Source organism: Streptomyces sp. NPDC107517 (assembly GCF_055582645.1).
In genome coordinates this window covers 315,267-337,374 of record NZ_JBVJPM010000001.1, presented here as the reverse complement: position 1 = coordinate 337,374, position 22,108 = coordinate 315,267, and the positions used below count along the sequence as shown (strand labels likewise).

20 protein-coding genes are annotated in these 22,108 nt (G+C 70.4%); 9 read left to right on the top strand and 11 right to left on the bottom strand.

Translation table 11 applies throughout. The features are described from left to right. Positions 1-36: 36 nt before the first annotated feature. From ACZ67T_RS01405 to ACZ67T_RS01375, 7 genes are all read right to left on the bottom strand, one after another. Positions 37-1,248: a S8 family peptidase gene (locus ACZ67T_RS01405; RefSeq protein ID WP_469980893.1), complete on the bottom strand. Its 1,212-nt coding sequence runs from the start codon at positions 1,246-1,248 to the stop codon at positions 37-39. 401 nt (positions 1,249-1,649) lie between these two features. Then, positions 1,650-2,609: a CDP-alcohol phosphatidyltransferase family protein gene (locus tag ACZ67T_RS01400; RefSeq protein ID WP_469980892.1), complete on the bottom strand. Its 960-nt coding sequence runs from the start codon at positions 2,607-2,609 to the stop codon at positions 1,650-1,652. Positions 2,610-2,812: 203 nt separating this feature from the next. Next, positions 2,813-4,024, bottom strand: a complete 1,212-nt coding sequence (gene mgt / locus ACZ67T_RS01395; RefSeq protein ID WP_469980890.1) for a macrolide-inactivating glycosyltransferase — start codon at positions 4,022-4,024, stop codon at positions 2,813-2,815. A 53-nt stretch (positions 4,025-4,077) separates the two neighbouring features. Then, positions 4,078-4,533, bottom strand: coding sequence for a MaoC family dehydratase (locus ACZ67T_RS01390; protein WP_469980888.1), 456 nt, complete (start codon positions 4,531-4,533; stop codon positions 4,078-4,080). A gap of 37 nt (positions 4,534-4,570) precedes the next feature. Continuing rightward, positions 4,571-6,058 (bottom strand): acyl-CoA synthetase, encoded by a 1,488-nt coding sequence (locus ACZ67T_RS01385; RefSeq protein WP_469980886.1) that lies wholly within the window; start codon positions 6,056-6,058, stop codon positions 4,571-4,573. A gap of 11 nt (positions 6,059-6,069) precedes the next feature. Further along, positions 6,070-6,951 carry an amidohydrolase family protein gene (locus ACZ67T_RS01380; protein WP_469980884.1) on the bottom strand — a complete coding sequence of 294 codons (882 nt, stop codon included), beginning with the start codon at positions 6,949-6,951 and terminating at the stop codon, positions 6,070-6,072. Further along, positions 6,948-7,895, bottom strand: coding sequence for an SDR family NAD(P)-dependent oxidoreductase (locus ACZ67T_RS01375; protein WP_469980882.1), 948 nt, complete (start codon positions 7,893-7,895; stop codon positions 6,948-6,950). The genes ACZ67T_RS01380 and ACZ67T_RS01375 overlap by 4 nt, the downstream gene beginning before the upstream one ends. Before the next feature lie 244 nt (positions 7,896-8,139). On the opposite strand from ACZ67T_RS01375, the gene ACZ67T_RS01370 reads away from it, so the two are divergent. Beyond that, entirely contained in the window at positions 8,140-8,565 is a 426-nt protein-coding gene (locus ACZ67T_RS01370) for a MarR family winged helix-turn-helix transcriptional regulator (RefSeq protein WP_469980880.1), read from the top strand. A 10-nt stretch (positions 8,566-8,575) separates the two neighbouring features. Continuing rightward, positions 8,576-9,352: an IclR family transcriptional regulator gene (locus ACZ67T_RS01365; protein ID WP_469980878.1), complete on the top strand. Its 777-nt coding sequence runs from the start codon at positions 8,576-8,578 to the stop codon at positions 9,350-9,352. Between the two features lie 214 nt (positions 9,353-9,566). Here the strand turns inward: ACZ67T_RS01365 and ACZ67T_RS01360 are convergent, their stop codons facing one another. Next, positions 9,567-10,487 (bottom strand): aldose 1-epimerase family protein, encoded by a 921-nt coding sequence (locus ACZ67T_RS01360; protein WP_469980876.1) that lies wholly within the window; start codon positions 10,485-10,487, stop codon positions 9,567-9,569. A 387-nt stretch (positions 10,488-10,874) separates the two neighbouring features. Between ACZ67T_RS01360 and ACZ67T_RS01355 the strand changes: the two genes are divergently transcribed. From ACZ67T_RS01355 to ACZ67T_RS01340, 4 genes are all read left to right on the top strand, one after another. After that, on the top strand, positions 10,875-12,692 hold the full coding sequence (locus ACZ67T_RS01355; protein ID WP_469980874.1) for a glycoside hydrolase family 15 protein: 1,818 nt from the start codon (positions 10,875-10,877) through the stop codon (positions 12,690-12,692). Positions 12,693-12,695: 3 nt separating this feature from the next. Then, positions 12,696-13,640 carry a cyclase family protein gene (locus ACZ67T_RS01350; protein ID WP_469980872.1) on the top strand — a complete coding sequence of 315 codons (945 nt, stop codon included), beginning with the start codon at positions 12,696-12,698 and terminating at the stop codon, positions 13,638-13,640. After that, the gene (locus ACZ67T_RS01345; RefSeq protein ID WP_469980870.1) at positions 13,637-14,152 is read left to right on the top strand and encodes a gluconokinase; all 516 of its coding nucleotides are present in this window, start codon (positions 13,637-13,639) and stop codon (positions 14,150-14,152) included. Before ACZ67T_RS01350 ends, ACZ67T_RS01345 begins: the two co-directional genes overlap by 4 nt. Positions 14,153-14,322: 170 nt before the next feature. Continuing rightward, positions 14,323-15,903 carry a GMC oxidoreductase gene (locus ACZ67T_RS01340; protein ID WP_469980869.1) on the top strand — a complete coding sequence of 527 codons (1,581 nt, stop codon included), beginning with the start codon at positions 14,323-14,325 and terminating at the stop codon, positions 15,901-15,903. Positions 15,904-15,932: 29 nt separating this feature from the next. Here ACZ67T_RS01340 and ACZ67T_RS01335 read toward each other — a convergent pair whose 3' ends face one another. The 3 genes from ACZ67T_RS01335 to ACZ67T_RS01325 form a co-directional block, all read right to left on the bottom strand. Continuing rightward, entirely contained in the window at positions 15,933-17,156 is a 1,224-nt protein-coding gene (locus ACZ67T_RS01335; protein WP_469980868.1) for a cytochrome ubiquinol oxidase subunit I, read from the bottom strand. 91 nt (positions 17,157-17,247) lie between these two features. Then, positions 17,248-18,585: an NAD(P)/FAD-dependent oxidoreductase gene (locus ACZ67T_RS01330; RefSeq protein ID WP_469980866.1), complete on the bottom strand. Its 1,338-nt coding sequence runs from the start codon at positions 18,583-18,585 to the stop codon at positions 17,248-17,250. Between the two features lie 6 nt (positions 18,586-18,591). Continuing rightward, positions 18,592-19,431, bottom strand: coding sequence for an SDR family oxidoreductase (locus tag ACZ67T_RS01325; RefSeq protein ID WP_469980864.1), 840 nt, complete (start codon positions 19,429-19,431; stop codon positions 18,592-18,594). 486 nt (positions 19,432-19,917) lie between these two features. On the opposite strand from ACZ67T_RS01325, the gene ACZ67T_RS01320 reads away from it, so the two are divergent. From ACZ67T_RS01320 to ACZ67T_RS01310, 3 genes are read left to right on the top strand one after another with little or no spacing between them, the layout of a single operon-like run. Continuing rightward, positions 19,918-20,994, top strand: a complete 1,077-nt coding sequence (locus tag ACZ67T_RS01320) for a Rieske 2Fe-2S domain-containing protein (protein ID WP_469980862.1) — start codon at positions 19,918-19,920, stop codon at positions 20,992-20,994. Beyond that, positions 20,991-21,155 (top strand): hypothetical protein, encoded by a 165-nt coding sequence (locus ACZ67T_RS01315; RefSeq protein WP_382477499.1) that lies wholly within the window; start codon positions 20,991-20,993, stop codon positions 21,153-21,155. Before ACZ67T_RS01320 ends, ACZ67T_RS01315 begins: the two co-directional genes overlap by 4 nt. Next, positions 21,152-22,102 (top strand): PDR/VanB family oxidoreductase, encoded by a 951-nt coding sequence (locus ACZ67T_RS01310; RefSeq protein WP_469980861.1) that lies wholly within the window; start codon positions 21,152-21,154, stop codon positions 22,100-22,102. The genes ACZ67T_RS01315 and ACZ67T_RS01310 overlap by 4 nt, the downstream gene beginning before the upstream one ends. Positions 22,103-22,108: the final 6 nt, after the last annotated feature.

The following is a 22,108-nucleotide window of genomic DNA, read 5'->3' as shown; positions in this document are numbered from 1 at the left end:
GGGCACGGCGGCCGCCGGTCAGGGGTGCTGCCGGTGCTACTCGACGATCTTGAGGAGCTTGTTCGGCGTGCCCTCGCTCGCGTTGGAGATCTTGTCGGGGGTCGCGCCGTCGGTCAGCGCCTTGGAGACGTCCGCGGGCGTCGCGTCCGGGTGGCCGCTCAGGTAGACGGCGGCGGCGCCCACGACGTGGGGGGTCGCCATCGACGTACCGGAGATGGTGTTGGTGGCGTCGTCGCCGGTGTTCCAGTCGGAGGTGATGTCCGAGCCGGGGGCGTAGATGTCCACGACGGAGCCGTAGTTGGAGAAGTCGGACTGCTCGTCGTCCTTGGTGGAGGAGGCGACGGTGATGGCCTCCTTGACGCGGGCCGGGGACCCGGCGGACGCGTCGGTCGACTCGTTGCCCGCGGCGACCGCGAAGGTGACGCCGGAGGCGATGGCCTTCTGGACGGCCGCGTCGAGCGCCTCGTCGGCGCCGCCGCCGAGGGACATGTTGGCGACGGACGGGCCCTGGTGGTTCTTGGTGACCCAGTCGATGCCCGCGACGACCTGCTCGGTGGTGCCCGAGCCCTCGTTGTCGAGGACGCGGACGGCGACGATCTTCGCCTTCTTGGCGACGCCGTGCGCCTCACCGGCGATGGTCCCGGCGACGTGTGTGCCGTGGCCGTTGCCGTCGTCGGCGTTGTCGTCGTTGTCGATGGCGTCGAAGCCGGAGGTGGCGCGGCCTCCGAAGTCCTTGTGGCTGACGCGGACGCCGGTGTCGATGACGTACGCGGTCACGCCCTCACCGGCGCTGTCCGGGTAGGTGTACTTCTTGTCGCCCGCGGTGTCCGCCTGGTCGATGCGGTCCAGGCCCCATGACGGCGGGTTGTCCTGGGTGGCGTCGATGTGGAACTTCTTGTTCTGGACGACCTTGGCGACCGACGAGTCGGCGGCGAGGCGCTTGGCCTCGGTCTCCGAAAGGCCGTTCACGGAGAATCCGTTGACGGCGGAGGAGTAGGCGCGCTTCAGCTTGCCGCCGTACTCCTTGGCGAGGTCCTGCTTGGCGTCCGTGTTCGCCTTCTGGTCCAGCAGCACGATGTAACTGCCGGAGACGGCGCCCTTGGCGTCGAGCCCGTAGACCTTGCCCTCGGCGGGGGTCGAGGCGCCGGCCAGGGAGCCCGCGAAGACGGTCACTCCGACCGCGGTGGCAGCGGTGGCTATCGCCGCGGCGAGTTTCATCGTGCTGCGGGCACGCTTGTGAGTTGCCATGAAGAGGGGTCTCCTCGTGGTTTCTGTGGGGGGTTTGTGGGGGGTTTACTGATGGATCTCAACGATCCCCCGGCAATCTCCGGAAGATCTCCGGGGGTTGGCACGAAACACTGTCCGATTGACGCGGGCAGATCAAGACCTACATACAGCTGTGACTTGTTCAACAAGCCTTCGTAATAACAATTCGGGCTTCGACCGACACTTCGGACTCCGGGAATTCCCCATGGGCGCAGGGGACTTGAGTTTTCCCGAGCAGGGCGCGCACCCCGCCCGCAAGGAGGAGATCGCCGAGGAGAGGGTGGGGGGCGTGAGGACGGCGCAGGCCGAGGTACGCGTCGGGGGCGCCCCGCCGGACCGTCAGGTCCGGCGGGGCGCCCCCTCGTGTTCGAGCACCCGCAGGTTCAGGCCGCGGCGGGTCGCCGGCTGCGCTCCGCGAACGAGTCGATCGTGCGCGTGAAGTCGCGGGTCGACAGCAACAGCTTGTAGATGATGGCGAGTTCGAAGAGGAGCAGGAGCGCTCCGGACACGATCGTCGCCCACAGGACCTGGTCGATCAGCGGGCCGATCATGAAGACGCCCATCTGGAACTCGATCCCGCTGATCAGATGGGTACGGATGCGGTGCCGGAGAAGGAACGAGCGCAACCGCAGGTATACGGGGAAGCGGCTCCTGAACTCCTGGTGCAGGTCGACCACTTGGGGCGCCGGCCGCGGCGCGGCCTCCGCGATCCCCTGAGCCGACCGCGCCTTCTGGAGGTCCTGCTCGATGTCCGCTTCGGGGTTGTCGCGCAGGAGGTCCTCCATGAAGGCGAGCTCGGCCTCGTTCTCGGCGCGCCGCGCCTCCTTGACCCGCTCCTTGATCTGCTTGCGCATGGAGTGGCGGATCTTGAAGATCTCGAGGGAGTTGATGTAGCGCAGGGTGTCGAGGCCGACGACGGCCAGAGCGAGCCAGATGTAGAGCTCGTCACCGGTGCGTTCGTACTGGCCCGCCATGAGCGCGACCCCGCACACCATGACGCGGATGCGGTCGAAGACGAAGTCCAGCCAGGCGCCGAAGACCGACCCCTGGCCGGTGAGCCGGGCGACCTTGCCGTCCATGCAGTCGAGGATGAAGGACAGGTGGTAGACGACGGCGCCGGCGATGAGCCAGCGCCAGTCGCCCAGCCAGAAGCAGACGGCGGAGCCGAGGCCCAGGACGAAGGCGGCCCAGGTGATCTGGTTCGGCGTGATCCTCGTGCGCATCGCCGTCAGCCGCACGAGCGGCGTGGCGACCGGATCGACGAGCAGAACGGTCCACCACGCGTCCCGCTTCTTCTGCGTGATGCGGCGTACCTCGTCGAGGGGCGGTATGTCTCGGCGCATGGCTGGTCAACTTCCTGGCGTTCGAGGTGAGTTCATCTCACGCTAGAAAGCCCTTCACGCAAGGTTCAAGTAGCACAGAGCGCAACCTTTGGCCGGGGGTAACGGTCGAACTCCATGGCCAGGTCGACGACTTCGCCACGAACCACCTGCGTTACCCGAGCGTTATGAAATGACCTGACTGTTACCCAAAAAGCGCGATCGCTTCACGCCTCCCGTGGAACCAGTACGCCGATCCGCTCGACGAGGTCGGCGGCGCGCCGCGTACCGCCCTCACCCGCCATCTCCGCCCGGACCTCCTGGAGGCGGCGCGCCACCTCCGCGTCGGACACCAGGGCGAGCACCGTCTCCCTGAGCTTCTCGGGCGTGGCCTCCTCCATCGGTACGTGGCGCGCGACGCCGAGCCCCTGGAGCATGTCGGCGTTGCCGAACTGGTCGACGGCCTGCGGGACCGCGACCATCGGCGTCGCGGTGGCCAGGCCCTCCTGGCTGCCGCCCGCGCCCGCGTGCGTGATGAAGGCGTCGGCCTGCCTGAGGATCGCCAGCTGCGGCACCCAGTGGTGCACCTCGACGTTCGCCGGGATCTCACCGAGCTCCTCCTCGTCGACGAACTTGCCGATCTGGAGCACCACATGCCAGCCGGGCAGGTCGCCGAAGGCCTCGATGCAGGCGCGGTAGAAGCCGGGCTGCTTGGTGAAGGACGAACCGAGCGAGACGAGGAGGACGCTCTCCGCACCGGCCGGGCGCTGCCACTCGCCCTGCGCCGCCCGCTCGCCCTGACAGGCGCCGACGAAGGTGTAGCGGCTCTCGTCCACCCGGTCCGCGTTCGGCTGGAGCGCCTTGGGGATGAGGACGAGGCAGCGGTCGGGGCGGCCCATGAAGTCCTCGACGGAGCCGTCGATCCCGTTCGACCTGATCCAGCTCTCGAAGTTCTCGTAGAACGCCTTGCCGCGCGGCGTCTGCTTCAGCGGCTCGAACATCGGCTTGCCGACCTCTTCCTCGTACCCCTCCCAGGCCACGAGGTTCGGCGAGAACTGCACGATCGGGACGTTCCAGCGGTGGGCCAGGACGCGGGCGGGGTAGGCGGTGATGTCGTAGAGGACGAGGTCCGGCTCGTCGTCCTCGTAGAGATCGATGAGCTGCGGCAGCGCCTGGATCGCGTCGGTGAGGAAGGGTTCGAGGTGGTCGATCAGCTCCGTGCCCCACGCTTCCGGGTCGTCGTCGGTGGGCAATGTCGAGTGCCAGATCTTCGGCTCGGCCCCGGCCTCGGCGACCTTCTCGGCGAACTGCGGCGGGATCGCGTACGTCACGCGGTGCCCGCGGGCGACGAGCTCCCTGATCACCTCGATGCTCGGGTTCACGTGCCCGTGGGCGGCGATGGAGAACATGGCGATATGGGCGTTCCTGGGGACGGTCATGACGCCACCGTAAGTGAGACGAGACGTCTCGTACAACTTATATTCGGCCGCCGCTACGCATAGAACCGCGAGACGCTCTGCAGGACACAGGCAGGCTTTGTCGCTCCCTCGATCTCGACGGTGCCGTCGACCGTGATCTGCACGCCGCCCGGCACGTCCTCGACGCCTGCGAGGCGTGCGGCCAGGCGGATGCGGGAGCCCGCCGGCACGGGGGCGGGGAAACGGACCTTGTCGAGGCCGTAGTTGACCTTGGTGGTGACGCCTTCCACGTCGAGGAGCTCGGTGAACATCGGGATGAAGAGGGAGAGCGTGAGGTAGCCGTGCGCGATGGGCGCGCCGAAGGGGCCTTCCTTGGCACGCTCGGGGTCGGTGTGGATCCACTGGTGGTCGCCGGTGGCGTCGGCGAAGGTGCCGATCCGCTCCTGCGTGACGTCGGTCCATTCACTGGAACCCAGGTCGCTTCCGGCGAGCTTCTTGAGTTCGTCCAGGCCGTTGACGGTGATGCCCATGAGGGGCCCCTTCACTGTGTGCTGATGCGTTCGGTGGTCATGAAGTGCCGTGCAGGCGGCGGACGTCGGCCTTGACGAGCTTTCCCGACGCGGTGCGGGGCAGGGCGTCCACGACGACGGCCGACCTGGGGATCTTGTAGGGGGCCAGGCGCCCGGACAGCGACGCGAGGACCTCGTGCGGGTCGGGCGCGCGGCCTTCGCGGGCGACGAGGACCGCCCTGCCGACCTCGCCCCACTTCTCGTCGGGTACGCCGATGACCGCGCACTCGGCGATGTCCGCGTGGGCGAGCAGGGCGTCCTCGACCTCGGCGGGGTAGATGTTCTCGCCCCCCGAAATGATCATGTCCTTGAAGCGGTCGACGATGGTGACGTAGCCGTCCGCGTCGATCCGGGCGGCGTCCCCCGTCCGGAACCATCCGTCGGCGAACGCCGCGGCGCTCTCGTCGGGCAGACCCCAGTAGCCGGGCATGACATGGGGCCCGCGCACCAGGACCTCGCCCGTCTCGCCCGGCTCCACCGGCACGAGATCGGGGCGCGCCACGCGTACGTCGCTGAAGAAGTGCGGCACTCCCGCCGTGCCTGCCTTGCTGACGGCGTGCTCGGCGTCGAGGAAGAGGGTGCCGGGCGCCGCCTCGGTCATCCCGTAGCCCTGCAGGAAGGTGAGTCCGCGGTCCTGGTAGGCCGCGATGAGCGGGGTCGGGACGGGCGAGCCGCCGCAGCTGAGCATCCGCAGCGACGACAGGTCGGCGTCCGGCCAGCCCGGTTGCCGGGCGAGCCGGTCGAACATCGTCGGGACGCCGAACATGAACGTGACCCGGTGGCGCTCGACGAGTTCCAGGGTCGCCGCCGCGTCGAACGAGCCCACCAGGACACAGCTGCCGCCCTTGAGCAGCACCGGCAGGGTGAGCATGTTCAGGCCGGCCGTGTGGAAGAGCGGCGCCACCACGAGCGCGACCTCGTCGGCGATCAGGTCCTGGTCGACCAGGACGTTCACGGCGTTCCAGGTGAGGTTCCCGTGCGTGAGCATGGCGCCCTTGGGACGTCCCGTCGTCCCGGAGGTGTACATGATGACGCCTACGTCGTCGGGGCCGACCCGCACGTCGATGGCGAGGGCCGGGGCGGCGGCCAGCAGTTCCTCGTACGCCGGTCCGTCCGCCTCGACAGCGGTGCGGACGCCCGGCAGGTCACCGCCCCGCGCGGCGGCGTGCAGCAGCACCGTGGCTCCGGAATCCCTTATCTGGAAGGCCAGTTCGGGCTCGGCGAGCCGGGTGTTGAGCGGCACGAAGACCGCGCCGAGGAGCCCGGCGGCGAACAGGGCCTCCAGGAACGAGGGGTGGTTGGGGCCGAGGTAGGCGACCCGGTCGCCGCGCCGGACGCCGAGCGCCCGCAGGGCGTGGGCGAGCCGGGTGGTGCGCTCGTGCAGTGCGGCGTAGGTGACGGCTGCGCCGGCGTGGATCAGTGCGGTGCGGTGCGGGGTCTTGCGGGCCCGGCGTGCGGGCCACGACCCCAGTCCCTCGTTGCGCATGTCCGGCCCCTTCACGGTGTTGTCAGCCCGAGCAGCCGGGCGGCGTTCTCCTTGAGGATCTTCGGCCTGACCTCCTCCTTGACCGGCAGCTTCGCGAAGTCGGCGAGCCAGCGGTCGGGGGTGAGGACGGGGTAGTCCGAGCCGAAAAGGACCTTGTCCTTCAGCAGGGTGTTGGCGTACTGGACCAGCTGCTGCGGAAAGTACTTCGGTGACCAGCCCGAGAGGTCGATGTGCACCCCGGGCTTGTGGGTGGCCACGGCGAGCGCCTCGTCCTGCCAGGGGAACGACGGGTGCGCGAGGATGATCTTCAGATGGGGGAAGTCCGCGGCGACGTCGTCCACGTGCATCGGGTTGGAGTACTTCAGGCGGATGCCTCCCCCGCCGGGCACGCCCGCACCGATGCCGGTCTGGCCGGTGTGGAAGAGCGCGACGGCGCCGGTCTCCTCGATCACCTCGTAAAGCCCGTACGCCATACGGTCGTTGGGGAAGAATCCCTGGATGCTGGGGTGGAACTTGAAGCCGCGCACGCCGTACTCCTCGACCAGGCGCCGGGCCCGGCGGATCCCGGCGCGGCCCCGGAACGGGTCGATGCTCGCGAACGGGATCAGCACGTCGGGGTTGGCGTGCGCGGCCTCGGCGACCTCCTCGTTGGGGACGGGTTCGGTGCCTGTGGCGGACTCGGCGTCGACGGTGAAGATCACGGCGGCCATCCGCCGCTCGCGGTAGTAGGCGGCGGTCTCCTGGAGGGTGGGCTTCCGGTTCCCCTCGACCTTGAAGTAGGTGCTGGACGCGGCGTTCAGCTCCTCGTCGAGCGAGGCCCGCCCCTCGGACGACACCTCGGCGTGCGTGTGGACGTCGATCGCGGTGAGTGCCGCCACGTCGATACCGCTCATGCCGGGATCACGCCCTCGGGAACCTCGGGGAGGCGTGGCGCGGGGATGCCGACGGTCTGCGGTTCGCGCCCGACCGACGTGTGCCAGGTCTCCGCGATGGTCCGCGGACTCCAGCCGCCGTCCGCGTAGGCGACGGACACCTCCTGCGGGTGCGACCACAGGGCGAGCTTGTCACCGCCGATGCCGATGCACTGGCCCGTGACGTCCCGGGCCGCTTCGGAGGCGAGGAAGGGCACGAGCGCGGCGCAGTCCTCCGGCGTGCCGAAGCCCTCACCTCTACGCAGGAACCCGGGCAGCGGCTCGCCGCCGCGCAGGGCGTCGACGTACGGGGCGAAAGCGGGGATGGTCTCGGTCATCGCGGTGGCGGCGACCGGTACGACGGCGTTCACGGTGACGCCCGCGCGGGCCAGCTCCATGGACCAGGTGCGCACCATCGCCGCGATCCCGGCCTTGGCCGCCGCGTAGTTGGTCTGCCCGAAGTTGCCGCGCTGGCCCGCCGGGGAGGCGACGAGCACCAGGCTGCCGCCCTCGCCCTGTTCGCGCATGCGTACGGCGGCGGCACGTGCGCAGGTGAAGGTGCCCCTGAGATGGGTGGTGACAACGGCGTCGAAGTCGTCGTCGGTCATCTTCCACAGCACCCTGTCGCGCAGGATTCCGGCGTTGGTGACCATGACGTCCAGCCGGCCGAACTCCGAGACGGCCCGGCCGACCAGGCGCTCGGCGGCCTCGGTGGTGCCCACGGGGACGACCTCGGCGACGGCCCGGCCGCCGGCCGCGGTGATCGCCTCGACGGCCTGCCCGGCGACGTCCGCGTCGATGTCGTTGACGACGACGCTCGCCCCGGACCGGGCGAGGGCGGTGGCGTAGGCGAGGCCGAGTCCGCGGCCGCTTCCGGTGACGACGGCGACCTTTCCGTCCAGGGAGGTCGAGGGTTCTGATGACACGTCAGACATTGCGGCTGTGCCCTTCCGGTGGCGTGAACAGGTACGTGAAGGAGGAAGGCGGCCGAGGAGATCCGATCCGCTCAATCCGTACCGGCCGACGAGAAGGACGCTAGGACCAATCATTGTTGTCGTCAATAGTTGCCGTAAACCTTTAAGTCCTTCATGCTGGAGCCGACCTCTCGCACCCCCGTGCCCGCACGGACCGACCCCGGAGCCCGACATCGCTGACGAAGATGCGCCCTGGATGCGCGCGCTGCACGCCGACACCGGCTATCTCCTCTACCGGCTCGGGCTGCACTCGGGCCGGCTGTTCAACGCCACGCTCGAAGAGTTCGGTCTGCGGCTGCGGCACTACGCGCTGCTGCGCTACCTCGCCACCGTGGAGGGCGCCCTGCAACGCGAGCTGAGCGACCGGCTGGGCTACGACCCGAGCGCCATCGTGAGCCTCGTGGACGATCTGCAGGACCTCGGCCTGGTGGAGCGGGGACCCGCGCCGGGCGACCGGCGCAGCCGCATCGTCGCCCTCACGGACCGGGGCAAGGACGTCCTGCGCGACACCGACAAGGGCAGCCGGCGCGTCACCGACGAACTGCTCGCCCCCCTCGACCCCGGTGAACGGGCCACGTTGCAGGCCCTGTTGGCGCGGGTCGCGGAAGCGGACCGGGGCTGACCCGGCGGACATGACAGGGCCGTCGGAGGACTCCGCGGACGCGGCGCGCAGCCGTTCCGCTGCACAGCGGCTGCTGGCGGTGCTCGGCGCGTTCGACCACCGCAGACCCGCGCTGTCGCTCACCGAGATAGGCCGCCGGGCCGGGCTGCCGCTGGCCACCGCCCACCGCCTGGTGGGCGAGCTCACCGCGTGGGGCGCCCTCGAACGCGACGCGGCGGGCAACTACCACATAGGGCTGCGGATCTGGGAACTGGCGGCGCTGGCCCCGCGCGGCCCCGCCCTGCGTGAGGCCGCGCTGCCCTTCCTCGAGGACCTCTACGAGTCGACCCACGAGAACGTGCATCTCGCGGTGCGCGACGGCATCGACGTCGTCTACATCGAGCGGCTGTCCGGCCGTCACGCGGTCGGCGTGCGCAGCCGCGTCGGGGCGCGCTGGCCGCTGCACGCGACGGGCGTCGGACTCGTCCTTCTCGCCCACAGCGCCAGGGCCTTCCAGGACCAGGTCTGCGAGCAGCCGCTCGCCGCCTTCACCCCGCACACCCTGTCCGACCCCGTCCTGCTGCGCCGCGTCCTGGCCGAGGTGCGGCGCACCGGCTGCGCGGTGGCCGACCGTCAGATCACGGACGACGCGGTCTCGGTGGCCGCGCCCGTGCGCGGGCCGCGGGGCGACGTCGTGGCCGCGGTCTCGCTCGTGGTCCCCTCGGCCGGGACACAGCCGCAGTCGCTGGTCCCGGCCGTACGGCTCGCGGGGCGCGGTATCTCGCGCGCCCTCGGCTGGCGGCCCTGAGGAGTCAGGGGGAGACCGTTGCGGCCGGTGTCCCTGCAAGTGACGTGCACGGACAGCGGATCGCGGGAACGGCACGGCCCACGAGGCCACGGTGGATGTGGTGATCCTGCGGGGGATCCGCCACAGCAGCAGCTGCGACGGATCCCCCGCAGGTCCACGTCCCATGGAGGTCCTCGGCCCGGTGAGGATCAGGCCGAAGAAGAGAACAGCGCCGTCACTCTCCCCACGGCGTGATCCCCCAGCGGACGGTGTGCTGCTCGCCGGGACCGAGGCTGACGAGCCCGGTGCCGCTGCGGAAGGCGTCCGGAGGGCAGGTCATCGGCTCGATGGCGACCGCTCGACGGCGCTCCTCCGGCGGCAAGGTGTCACCCGTGTAGAGCTGTACGTGATCGGCGCCCTCACCCAGCCACACATCCGTACCGAACGCACCCGACGGGTGGGCCAGGCGCACCACGGCCCGGCCGTCCGCGTCCCGGTCGAGGTCACCGAAAGGGGTGTCCAGCCGGAGCGCACCGACAGCTCGTGGCGTTCGCAGGTCGTACTCGGTCCCGGCGACCGGCTCGGCGGCCACCGGCAGGCCGCGCTCGTCGGTGCGCAGCCGTGTCCGTGCGGGGACGGTCAGCACCGCCTGGTCGACGACCGCGGTGCCCGGGGCGATGTAGGGATGCTGGCCGAAGCCGTAGGGCGCGGCGCTCGCGTCGAGGTTGCGCGCGGTGACGGCGACTTCGAGCCCGCTCTCGCCCAGTGCGTACTCGGCGCGGACGTGGAGGTGGAACGGGTAGCCCGGCTGCGGCCACAGCGGAACCTCCAGGACGGCGCGGCTGCCGCTCGCCTCCACGACCCGCCACGCGACCCACCGGAGCAGCCCGTGGATGGCGTTGCCGCCGGCCGGCTCGGTGAGCGGCAGCTGCAGATCCTGCCCGTTCCAGGGGTACCGGCCGTCACGGATCCGGTTGGGCCACGGCACCAGGATCTGGCCGCGCCCGCCGGTGATCCGGTCCTGTTCGCCGAACCCGTCGATCACGGTGCGTCCACCGGCCGTGTAGGAGCGAACGGCCGCTCCCAGCTCTACGACGACGGCACGGTGCGTGCCGCGGCAGAGGGTCAGTTGCCGTCCGGTGCGGCTTTGCTGCACGCGTGGCCTCCTCGGTCCCCCTGTCGGTGCCGTCGGGCGCCGACGTGGTGGTGGCCTGCGGCGCCGGCCCTTCCCTCGGGAGCGTGCGGCCCCGCATCGACCCGGTCAAGCGCAACACGTTCCTGCCGGTGCGTCGCCGGGTCTGTTCGCCCGGCTCACCGGCCGGACGTCAATCATCTCCGCGCACCGCCTCCGCCGCCCGTCCGACGGACCCACAAAGGCGCCACGATGCCCCAGCGCCGGACCCCCTCCCCTGCGATCGACCGACTCCGGCCGTCGTCTCGCCGGCCGGCACGGGCGAGCGGTCGTCGACCGCTTCGACGCGCATGGGCAACCCGAGTGGCAGATAGTGGGAGCCAGGGGCTCTTTCGAGACGTCGGAGCAGTCATGGACCGCTACCCTCCCATCGCCGAACACGGCCTGGTGGGCGACCTGCAGACTGCCGCGCTCGTCTCGTCGCAGGGTGTCGTGGACTGGTTCGCCGCTCCCCGGTTCGACTCGCCCAGCATCTTCGCCGCCCTGCTCGACCACGACGGCGGTGGGTACATGCGGCTGGCCCCCGAGCACCCCGACACGACCTGCAAGCAGCTCTACTACCCCGACACGGCCATTCTGGTGACGCGGTTCATGTCACCGGACGGGGTGGGCGAGGTGGTCGACTTCATGCCTCCGGAGCAGACCCGCACCGCCACCGACCGCCACACCCTGGTACGCGTCGTACGGGCCGTGCGGGGGACCGTCGTCTTCACGCTCGAGTGCCGCCCGCGCTTCGACTACGGCCGGGCCGAGCACCAGCTGGAGCTCGGCGAGAACACCGGCCGTTTCCGCTCCCCGGGGATGGACGCGCACCTGCAGGCCTCCTTCCCGCTGGAGCGGGACGGCCAGGACGTACGCGGCAGGGTGACGCTGAGCGCCGGCGAGTCGGGCGGTGTCGTGTTCACCGTCTGCGCGCCCGGCGGCGAGGCACCCGCGCCCCTCACGGTCGACGGGATCACCGCACAGCGCAACCACACCGCCCAGTTCTGGCAGGCGTGGTTGCGCCAGTCCCGCTACCGGGGCCGCTGGCCCGAGCTGGTGCACCGTTCGGTCATCACCCTCAAGCTCCTCACCTACGCCCCCACCGGCGCCCTCGTCGCGGCGGCCACCATGGGCCTGCCCGAGCAGGTCGGCGGAGAACGCAACTGGGACTACCGGTTCACCTGGGTACGTGACAGCGCGCTGTCCGTGCGCGCGATGCTGGACCTCGGCTTCGCCGAGGAGGCCACCGCCTTCCTCCACTGGCTGGTCGACAAACTGCAGGAGCGCGAGGGCAAGGAAGAGCCGCTCCGGACGATGTACCGGGTCGACGGCAACCCCGACCTGCCCGAGGAGACACTCGAGCACTTCGAGGGCTACCGCGGCTCCTCCCCCGTCCGCATCGGCAACGGGGCCGCCGACCAGCTCCAGCTGGACATCTACGGTGAGGCCCTCTACGCGTTGTCCCAGGGCCGCGAGATCGCGCAGCAGGCCACCTACCGGGGATGGAAGGCTCTGACCAGGACGCTGGACTGGTTCGCCGGGGCATGGGACCGGCCGGACGAGGGCATCTGGGAGACCCGCGGCGGCCGTCAGGACTTCACGTACAGCCGGGTGATGTCCTGGGCCGCCTTCGACCAAGGGCTGCGCCTGGCCGACCACTTCCGCAGGCCCGCCGACGTGGAGAAGTGGCGCAACGCGAGGGACGCCGTCCTGGAGCAGGTCATGGAACGCGGCTGGAGCGAACGGGAGGGCGCCTTCGTCCAGCATTACGGCGGCGACGTCCTGGACGCTTCGCTGCTGCTCATGCCGAGGGTCCAGTTCATCGCCCCCCGGGACCCGGCCTGGCTCGCCACCCTCGACGCGATGGACCGCAAGCTCGTCTCCGACAGCCTCGTCTACCGCTACGACCCGGCGGCATCGCCGGACGGGCTGCGCGGCTCGGAGGGCACCTTCAGCCTGTGCACGTTCCTCTATGTCGACGCGCTGGCCCGGGCGGGGCGGCTGCCCCAGGCCCGCTACGTCTTCGAGAAGATGCAGACCCACGCCAACCACATCGGGCTCTTCGCCGAGGAGATCGGTCCGAGCGGGGAGCAACTGGGCAACTTCCCGCAGGCGTTCACGCATCTGTCGCTCATCATGGCGGCCACCACCCTCGACGAGGCGCTCGACGCGGAGAGCGGGCGCTGACCCATGGTCTCTCATGCCCGTCCGGCAGGACCGCCACGGCTGACCGCCGACGAGTTCGGCGTGCTGTACCGGGACCTGCGCTCGCGCAGCGCCTGGGCCGCGGGTGACCGGGGCACTCTGGCCGCGCTGACTTCCGGCCGGGTGCTGGCCGCGACCCGCGAGGTGCGGACCGGCCGGACGGTCACGCTCGCCGCGCCGGTGGACACGCTGGCCGGCCCGGACAATCCCGAGCCCGCCGAGCACCGGATGTACAGGCAGCCGGGGGAAGACACCTCCAGCGGGCTCCACTTCGCGAGGGACAGCTTCGCGATGAACGTGCACGGCGACGCCGACAGCCACATCGACGCCCTCTGCCACGTGATCTACGACGGCACACTGCACGGCGGTGTGCCCTCGAGCAGCGTCACGGCGGGCGGGGCGACGAGGCTCACCATCGAGGCGGCGCGTGACGGGATCGTCGGACGTGGCGTCCTGTTGGACATCCCGCGGCTGCGCGGCGTGCCCTGGCTCGAGCCGGGTGATCACGTGACCGTCGACGACCTCGCCGCGGCCGAGACCGCCCAGAATCTCCGCGTGGCAGAAGGCGACCTGCTCTTCGTCCGCGTCGGCCACCGCCGGCGCCGCGCCGAACTCGGGCCGTGGGACGTGGCACATGAGCGCGCCGGTCTCCACCCGTACGCGCTGGAGTTCCTCGCGGACCGGCGGGTCGCCGTGCTCGGCGGCGACGGGAACAACGACACCGCCCCGAGTTCCACCGAGGGCGTCCACTTCCCCGTGCATGTGCTGGCGATCCACGCCATGGGCCTTCACCTGCTGGACTACCTGCAGTTCGAGTACCTGGCACCGCTCTGCGAGGCGGAGGGGCGCTGGACGTTCCTCTGCGTGATCGCCCCGCTGAGACTGCCGCACGCCACCGGCTCGCCGGTCAACCCGATCGCCGTCCTGTGACCCCGGTGCCGACGGTCGTGGTGGTCATGGGCGTCTCGGGATCGGGCAAGTCCACCGTGGGACGCCTGCTCGCGCAGCGGCTGAAGGCGCCGTTCCTGGAGGCGGACGACGTGCACCCGGCCGCGAACCGCGCCAAGATGGCCGCGGGTCACCCGCTCGACGAGGAGGATCGCCGGCCGTGGCTGCTGTCCGTCGCCGCATGGATCCGGAAGGTATCCGACGCCGGACAGGGCGGGGTGGTGGCGTGCTCGGCCCTCAAGCGCGAGTACCGGGATCTGTTCCGTGGGGCGGGCGCAGGCGTGTGGTTCCTGTATCTGGCGCTCGACCGCGGGAGCGCCGGTCGACGGGTCGCGGGCCGTGCGGACCATTTCATGCCCGGCGGGCTGGTGGACTCCCAGTACGCCGCCCTCGAACCGCTGCGGCCGGACGAGCCCGGCCTGACCGTCGACGCGGTGGCCGACCCGCAGACCATCGTCGACCAGGCGGTGCGCGCCGTCCGGGAATTGAGGTGACCGCCGCCTGTACGACTCCGCCGGGTCGCCGCCACCCGAACCGCCCGATAGTTTATAAATGGCATTAAATATCCCCATTGCGCGAGCGTCTGCACGGAACAGCGCAGCTCACAGACCCCGACGGGCGCCACGGCCTGGACAGCCGACGACTCCGAGAACGGGACCCTCTCATGGCCGACGATCAGCACTACGACGTCATCATCATCGGTACGGGGGCGGGGGGCGGTACGCTCGCCCACCGGCTGGCCCCCACCGGAAAACGGGTCCTGCTCCTGGAACGCGGCGGCTACCTGCCACGGGAGCGGGACAACTGGGACTCCACGGCCGTCTTCGTCAAGGGCAAGTACCGCGCCCCGGAGTTCTGGTACGACAAGCACGGCAAGCAATTCCCCCCGGAGGTCAATTACTACGTCGGGGGCAACACCAAGTTCTACGGCGCCGCGCTCTTCCGGCTCCGGCCCGAGGACTTCGGCGAACTGCGCCACCACGACGGCGTCTCCCCGGCGTGGCCGATCCGCTACGAGGACCTGGAGCCCTACTACACCCAGGCCGAACACCTCTACCTGGTGCACGGGCGGCACGGTGAGGACCCCACCGAAGGACCGGCCGGCGCGCAGTACGCCTACCCGCCGGTCGAACACGAGCCGCGCATCCAGCAACTCAGTGACGATCTGGGGAAGGCAGGCCTGCACCCGTTCCACCTGCCGATCGGCGTGAACCTCACCCAGGACGAGAACGGCCGGGCCACCCATGACAGCGTCTGCATCCGCTGCGACCGGGTCGACGGCTTCCCCTGCCTGGTGGGTGCGAAGTCCGACGCACAGGTGATCTGCGTCGACCCGGCACTGACGTACGACAACGTCACGATGGTGACGGAAGCCGATGTGAGGCGCCTGGAGACCGACCCGAGCGGACGCACCGTCACCAGGGTCGTCGCCGAACTCGGAAACGGAGCGACCGAGGCGTTCAGCGCCGACATCGTGGTGGTCGCGGCGGGCGCGGTCAACTCCGCCGTCCTGTTGCTGCGTTCGGCCAACGACAGGCACCCCGGCGGGCTCGCCAACAGCTCGGACGTGGTGGGACGCCACTACATGCGTCACAACAACCTGGCGCTGATGGCGGTGTCGAAGGAACCGAACCCGACCAGATTCCAGAAGACCCTGGCGCTGAACGACTGGTACCTGGGCGCGGACGACTGGGAGTATCCGCTCGGCGGCATCCAGATGCTCGGCAAGTCGGACGCCGACCAGATCCATGGTGAGGCACCGCGCTGGGCCGGTGCCGTCATGCCCGGCATGCCCTTCGAGGTGCTGGCGCACCATGCCGTCGACTTCTGGCTGTGCGGAGAGGACCTTCCGCTGCCCGAGAGCCGAGTCACCCTCGACAAGGACGACGCCATCCACCTGGCTCTCGACGAGGACAACAACACCGCCGGGTTGAAGCGCCTCCAGGACAAGCTGCGGGGAATGCTCGGGCACCTGGGCATGCACGAGCACCACCTCTTGGATCACAGCATCTACCTGCACAAGGGCATGCCGATCGGCGCCACCGCGCACCAGGCCGGCACCGTGCGGTTCGGCGAGGACCCGAAGAGTTCTGCCCTCGACGTCAACTGCAAGGCCCACGACCTCGACAACCTCTACGTCGTGGACACCAGCTTCTTCCCCAGCATCGGCGCGGTGAACCCGTCCCTGACTGCCATCGCCAACGCCCTGCGGGTCGGCGATCACATCGCCGCCCGCCTGCGCTGACGGGGGCTCCGTGAACCGGCCGGGCACCGCTACAGGTTGTCGCCGGGCGTTCCGGCAGCCCGTGTGTCGGCGTCGGTGAGCTCCTCCAGCTCACCCATCGTGTCGAGCCGGTACAGCAGCACCAGCGCCGGACCGACCAGCAGGATCGCGATGGCGGTGACGATCATCAGCCAGCGCAAGGTGTGAGCGGCGCCGGCCGCCTCGGCCACCGTCAGCGAGGTGGGCAGCACGTACGGCCGCTGCGCGAAGCCCCAGGCGCCGATGACCAGGGCGACGCTCGCCACCGAGGTCCAGCGGGACCAGCCGTAGGAGCGGCGCCACACGAGCAGGACCGTGGCCTGGGGAATCCTGAGGCCGCCGGAGACCGTCCCGTCGGGATGCAGGCGCCCGAACATGTACTCCGGTACATGGGTGTCGGTCTTCCAGACGACCTCCGTGGCGGCGAACTTGATCGGCTGCTTGTGGAAGACGGCGCGAGCGGCGGAGTCACCGAGCACGAACTGGACCGGAGTGAGGATCGCGGCGACCGTGAACGGCACGGTGAAGCCGAGCCGGTGGTAGCGGTCACGGCGCCCGCGCAGCCGGCCGACCGCGTACACACCGGCGACCACGTAGCCGGCGGTCAGGAGCATCGCGACCACGAAGTGCCAGTACTCCGGGCCGGACATCGGTGTGAAGATCGCCTGCCGTACATCGACGGCGAGGGGATTGCCCTGGGCGTCCAGGCGGAAACCCTGCGGGGTGTTCGTCCAGGAGTTGACCGCGATGATGCCGAACGCCCCCATCAGGGCGGCCAGGGGCAGCGGTACGGCGAGCCAGAAGTGGGTCCAGGGCTTGAGCCGGCGCCAGCCGTAGAGGTAGATCGCGATCAGGACGGCCTCCAGGAAGAACGCCCACGCCTCGATGCCGAACCCGAGGCCGAAGACATCGCCCCAGCGACGCATCATGCCGGGCCACAGCAGACCGAACTCGAAGGACAGGACGGTGCCGGTGACGACGCCGACGGCGACGGCGACGGCGACGGCGACGGCGAACTGAACGGCCATCACCGCCGACCAGCGCCGGGCGAGCGTGAGGGCGACGGGGTCGTTGCGGCGAAGCGCGCGGTGGTGCATGAGCAAGGTGATGAACGGCAGGGCCACGCCGAACGGGACCAGCAGGATGTGCGAGGCCAGGGTGAAGGCCATCACCTCTCGGGCCGGCAGGAGCTGGGCCGGTGTGCTGTTCGCCAGCAGGGCAGCGGTGCTGAGCATGTGAGCCTCGATGGTCTGCCCTGCGCAGGTGGCGGGGCTGCGGAGGGACAGGTCGCAGAGGGTGCCCGCAGAAGGCCGGCCGCAGCCGGCCTCAGTCAGGCTCAGGCGCCCTCGGCCCGGCCGCACGGGCCGCCGTCACGTCGGTGTCGGGCATGGTGAAGGCGCGTTCGCGGCGCGAGCCGGTGGCGAAGACGACGGACCAGCTGAGCACCGCTCCCAGTCTGCTGCGGAAGCCGGTGAGAAAGGCCAGGTGGATGAAGAGCCAGGCGAGCCAGCCGGTGAAGCCCGACAGATGCAGCGGGCCGGCCTTGACGACAGCCCGGCCGCGGGCGATGTAGGCGGCACTGCCGAGATCGACGTACTTGAAGGGCTTCGGCTTCTTCGTCCTGCCTTCGACGGCGTGGCGCACACTCCGGCCCGCGTACGCACCCGCCTGCATGGCGACCTCCGCCAGTCCCGGCAGCCGGTTCAGGCTCATCACGTCGCCCGTGACGCGGATCTCCGGATGGCCGGGGACGGTGAGGTCGGGTTCGACGAGGATGCGTCCGGCCCGGTCCTGTTCGGCACCGGTCGCGCGGGCCAGCGCGGCCGCGATCGGCGGCGCCTCGACGCCCGCCGTCCACAGCACGGTGCGTGCGTCGAACCGGGTCGTCCTGCCGTCGTGGTCTCGTACCGTCAGGCCGTCCGCGCGAACGTCGGTGACCCTGGTGCCCAGGTGGAGCTCCACTCCGAGACTCCGCAGGGTGCGGGCCGCACGGTGGGCCAGTCGCGGGCCGAACGCACCCAGCACCGCGTCGGACCCCTCGAAAAGCAGCACCCGGGCCTTGGCGGAATCAATGTTCTGAAACTCCCGGTCGAGCGTGTGGCCGGCGATCTCCCGGATCTGGCCCGCGAGTTCGACACCGGTCGGCCCGCCGCCCACGAGGGCGAAGGTGAGCCATTGCTGCCGTTCCCGCTCGTCCGCCGCCGTTTCGGCCATCTCGAATGCCCGGTAGATCCGCCGGCGGATCTCGTGCGCGTCGTCCAGGGTCTTCATGCCGGGGGCGTGCTCGGCGAACTCGTCGTGCCCGAAGTAGGACTGACGCATGCCCACCGCGACGATCAGATCGTCGTAGGGCAGCACGACGTCTCCGCCCTCGGGTCGCCGGGCGTGGACCAGCCGGGCGTCGGCATCCACGTCGGTGGCTTCGGCAAGCACGCAGCGCACGTTGTGATGGCGCCGCAGGACCCCGCGGAGCGGTTGTGCGATCTGCCCCTCGGACAGGATCCCCGAAGCACACTGGTACAGCAGCGGCTGGAAGAGGTGGTGGGCGCGGCGGTCGACCACGGTCACCGCGACCGGTGACTTCCGCAGGGCACGGGCGGCGAACAGCCCCGCGAATCCTCCGCCGAGGATCACCACCCGGCGGGGCGTGACGTGATCCCGCATCGGAGATCAGCCTCCGGTGGCGAAGCCGGGGAAGAGCGTCATTCCGCCGTCGACGTAGAGGGTGGTGCCGACGACGTAGTCGAGCAGGTCGGACGCCACGGCGACGACGGCGTTGGCGATGTCGTCCGGGTCGCCCACGCGGTGGTACGGGATCAGGCGCAGGAGGTCGGCCTCGGCCTCGGGGGTGGACCAGGCGTCGCGGTTGATCGGCGTGCGGATGGCGCCGGGTGCGATCGCGTTGACCCTGATCCGCTTGGGCGCGAGCTCCTGGGCGAGGGTCTGCATCAGCATGCCCACACCGCCCTTGGAGGAGGCGTAGTTCACGTGCCCCGACCACGGGATGATCTGGTGGACCGAACTCATGCAGATGATCTTCCCCGCCGAACGGGAGACCTCCTCCACCACGCCGCGCCGGATGAACTCCTTGGCGGCCTCACGCGCGCACAGGAACTGGCCCGTCAGGTTGACGGCGATGACCTTCTCCCACTGGGCGAGGGACATCTCGGTGACGGCCGCGTCCCGCTGGAGGCCCGCGTTGGCCACCATGATGTCGATGGTGCCGAACTCCTCGACCATCCGCGCGACCATGGCGGTCACTTGGTCCTCGTGGGACACGTCGGCCTGGTAGGAGTAGGCGCGGACACCGAAGCCCTCGATCTCCTTGACGACCTTGTCCGCCTCTTCCGCACCCACGACGTAGTTCACCACCACGTCCGCTCCGGCCCGGCCCAGGGCGATGGCGGTCGCCCGGCCGATGCCCGAGTTGGCACCGGTCACGAGCGCCTTCTGGCCCTTGAGGAGCTGCGCGGACACCGTCCCGCGGCTCTCGTTGGAGTTTCCTGCCACCAGTTCTCTCCTTCTGCCTTTTCGACGGACGCCCTCGAGGACCGCACGACGCGCAGGAGGAAGACGGAACGTCGGCCGGCCCGTCAGGCAGACACAGGAGCCGTCGCACACCCGGCCCCCAGACGAAAGCACCCCGCACCGCGATGGGGCAGACCGGCACGCAAAACAGCCGGACTTCAGCCGGGCGCGTCACACAGTCGGGCTACGGCCACCCCCGGACCCCGCCCGGGCCGGTGTCACGCGGACCTCCGAGGGGCCGAGGGGCACACCGAGCCCGCTGGACTGCGGCGGCAGAGCTCCTGAACCGCCGGAACACGGCGGTCGAGTCGTCACGGAATCCGGGGGTCTCCCGATACCTCTCCTGGATCCGAACCCCGCTCTGACCAGGTCATACATAAAGGCGCTTCCGTGAGACGGAAGCCGTATTGCACCCCCCTGACGCCCTGTCGGACGATGCGACCACCATCAGAGACGGGAGCCGCATCCATGCCTCACACGACCGCCTTCGCCAGGAACCAGTGGTATGTCGCGGCCTACGGGACGGAGGTCGGGCGGGAACTCCTGGCCCGCACCGTCCTCGGCGAGCCGATCGCCTTCTACCGGACCGAGGACACGGGTGAGGTCGTCGCTCTGGCCGACCGCTGCGTGCACCGCCGCTTCCCGCTCTCGCAGAGCCGGCTCGACGGCGACAAGGTGGTCTGCGGCTACCACGGCTTCACCTACGACACGACCGGCACCTGCGTGTACGTCCCCGGGCAGAAGCGCATCCCCCGTACCGCCAGGGTGAGTTCGTACCCCGTGGCCGAGCTGGACTCCTTCGTGTGGGTGTGGATCGGCGACCCGGCGCTGGCCGACCCGACGACGATCCCGCGGGCCCCGCACCTGGCCGACTCCGCGCACTGGACGACGGTCGGCGGGATGGAGCCCATCGACGCCGCCTACGGCCTGCTGGTCGACAACCTCATGGACCTCTCCCACGAGACGTATCTGCACGGCGGCTACATCGGCACGCCCGAGGTCGCCGACACCCCCATGACGACCGAGGTCGACGAGGGCGCCGGCATCGTCCGCGTCAGCCGGCACATGGACGACGCCGAGTGTCCGCCGTTCTACGCCAACTCCACCGGCATCAAGGGCCGCATCACCCGCTGGCAGGACATCGAGTACCACGCCCCCTGCCTGTACCTGCTGCACAGCCGCATCGCCCCCCAGGGCGTCCTGCCGAACCCGGACGGCACCGACCCGGACGCCTTCCACGTGGAGATCACCTACGCGATCACACCGTCCACGCAGAACCAGGTCTACGACTTCTGGGCCGTCTCCCGCGACTTCGGCCACGGCGACGAGGAGATGTCGACGTTCCTGCGCGACTTCAACCACGAGGTCGTCATGCAGGACGTGAACGCGCTGAACCTGCTCCAGAAGGCCCTGGACACCGAGCCCGCCGGCTACCAGGAACTCAGCATCAACATCGACACGGGCGGCCTCGCCGCCCGCCGGATCCTCGCCCGCCTCGCCGCCGGGGACGACCGGTCCGCGACCCCCGACACCGTCGCGCGATGAGCCGCCCGCCCACCGCCGAGGTGTACCGCGTCGACTGGGTCCCCGGCACCGACGAACTGCACGGCATCTGCCACTGCGGGGCCGAGCACGACACACAGGACCCCGTGGCGATGTGGCAGTGGATGCTGTCCCACCCCGATCACCTGGAGGACGACCGGTGACCCCGCCCTACGAAGCCGACCTCGTCGTCGCCGCGCGCACCGAAGAGGCCACCGGCGTCATCTCCTTGACACTCCGTCACCCCGGGGCCGAGCCGCTGCCCGCCTGGGAGCCGGGTGCCCACGTGGACCTGGTCCTCGCGGACGACCTGGTCCGCCCGTACTCGCTGTGCGGCGACCCCGCCGACCGCACCGCCTGGACCGTCGCGGTCCTCCACGAACCGTGCGGACGCGGCGGATCGGCCTACGTGCACGAGAAGCTGACCCCGGGCGTGGTCGTCCGCGTCCGGGGACCGCGCAACCACTTCCCGCTCCACGAGGCGCCGGGCTACCGCTTCGTGGCGGGCGGCATCGGGATCACCCCGATCCTCCCGATGGTGGCCGCCGCCGAAGAGGCGGGAGCCGAGTGGAGCCTGCTGTACGGCGGGCGGTCGCGCGACTCGATGGCGTTCCTCGATCGACTCTCCGCCTACGGCGCGAAGGTGCGCGTCGCGCCGGAGGACGAGACGGGGCTCCTCGACCTCGACGGATATCTCGGCCCGCCGGACACGGGCGGCGACGGCACCCTGGTCTACTGCTGCGGCCCGGGACCGCTCCTCGACGCCGTCGAGGCCCGGGGCGCCGCGCACACCGAGCGTTTCCGTCCCGCGCAGGACGGACCGGACGGCGCCGACGGCACGGACCATGCCTTCGAGGTGGAGCTGCGGCGCTCCGGCCGCACCCTGACCGTGCCGCCCGGCCGGAGCATCCTGCACACGGTGCGGGAGGCGGGGGTCGAGGTGCTGTACTCCTGCGCGGAAGGCACCTGCGGGACCTGCGAGACCGACATCGTGGAGGGTACGGCGGACCACCGGGACTCCGTGCTCAGCGCCGAGGAGCGGGCGGCGGGCGAGACGCTGATGATCTGTGTCTCGCGCTGCCGGGGCCCACGCCTCGTCCTCGACATGTGACCCCCT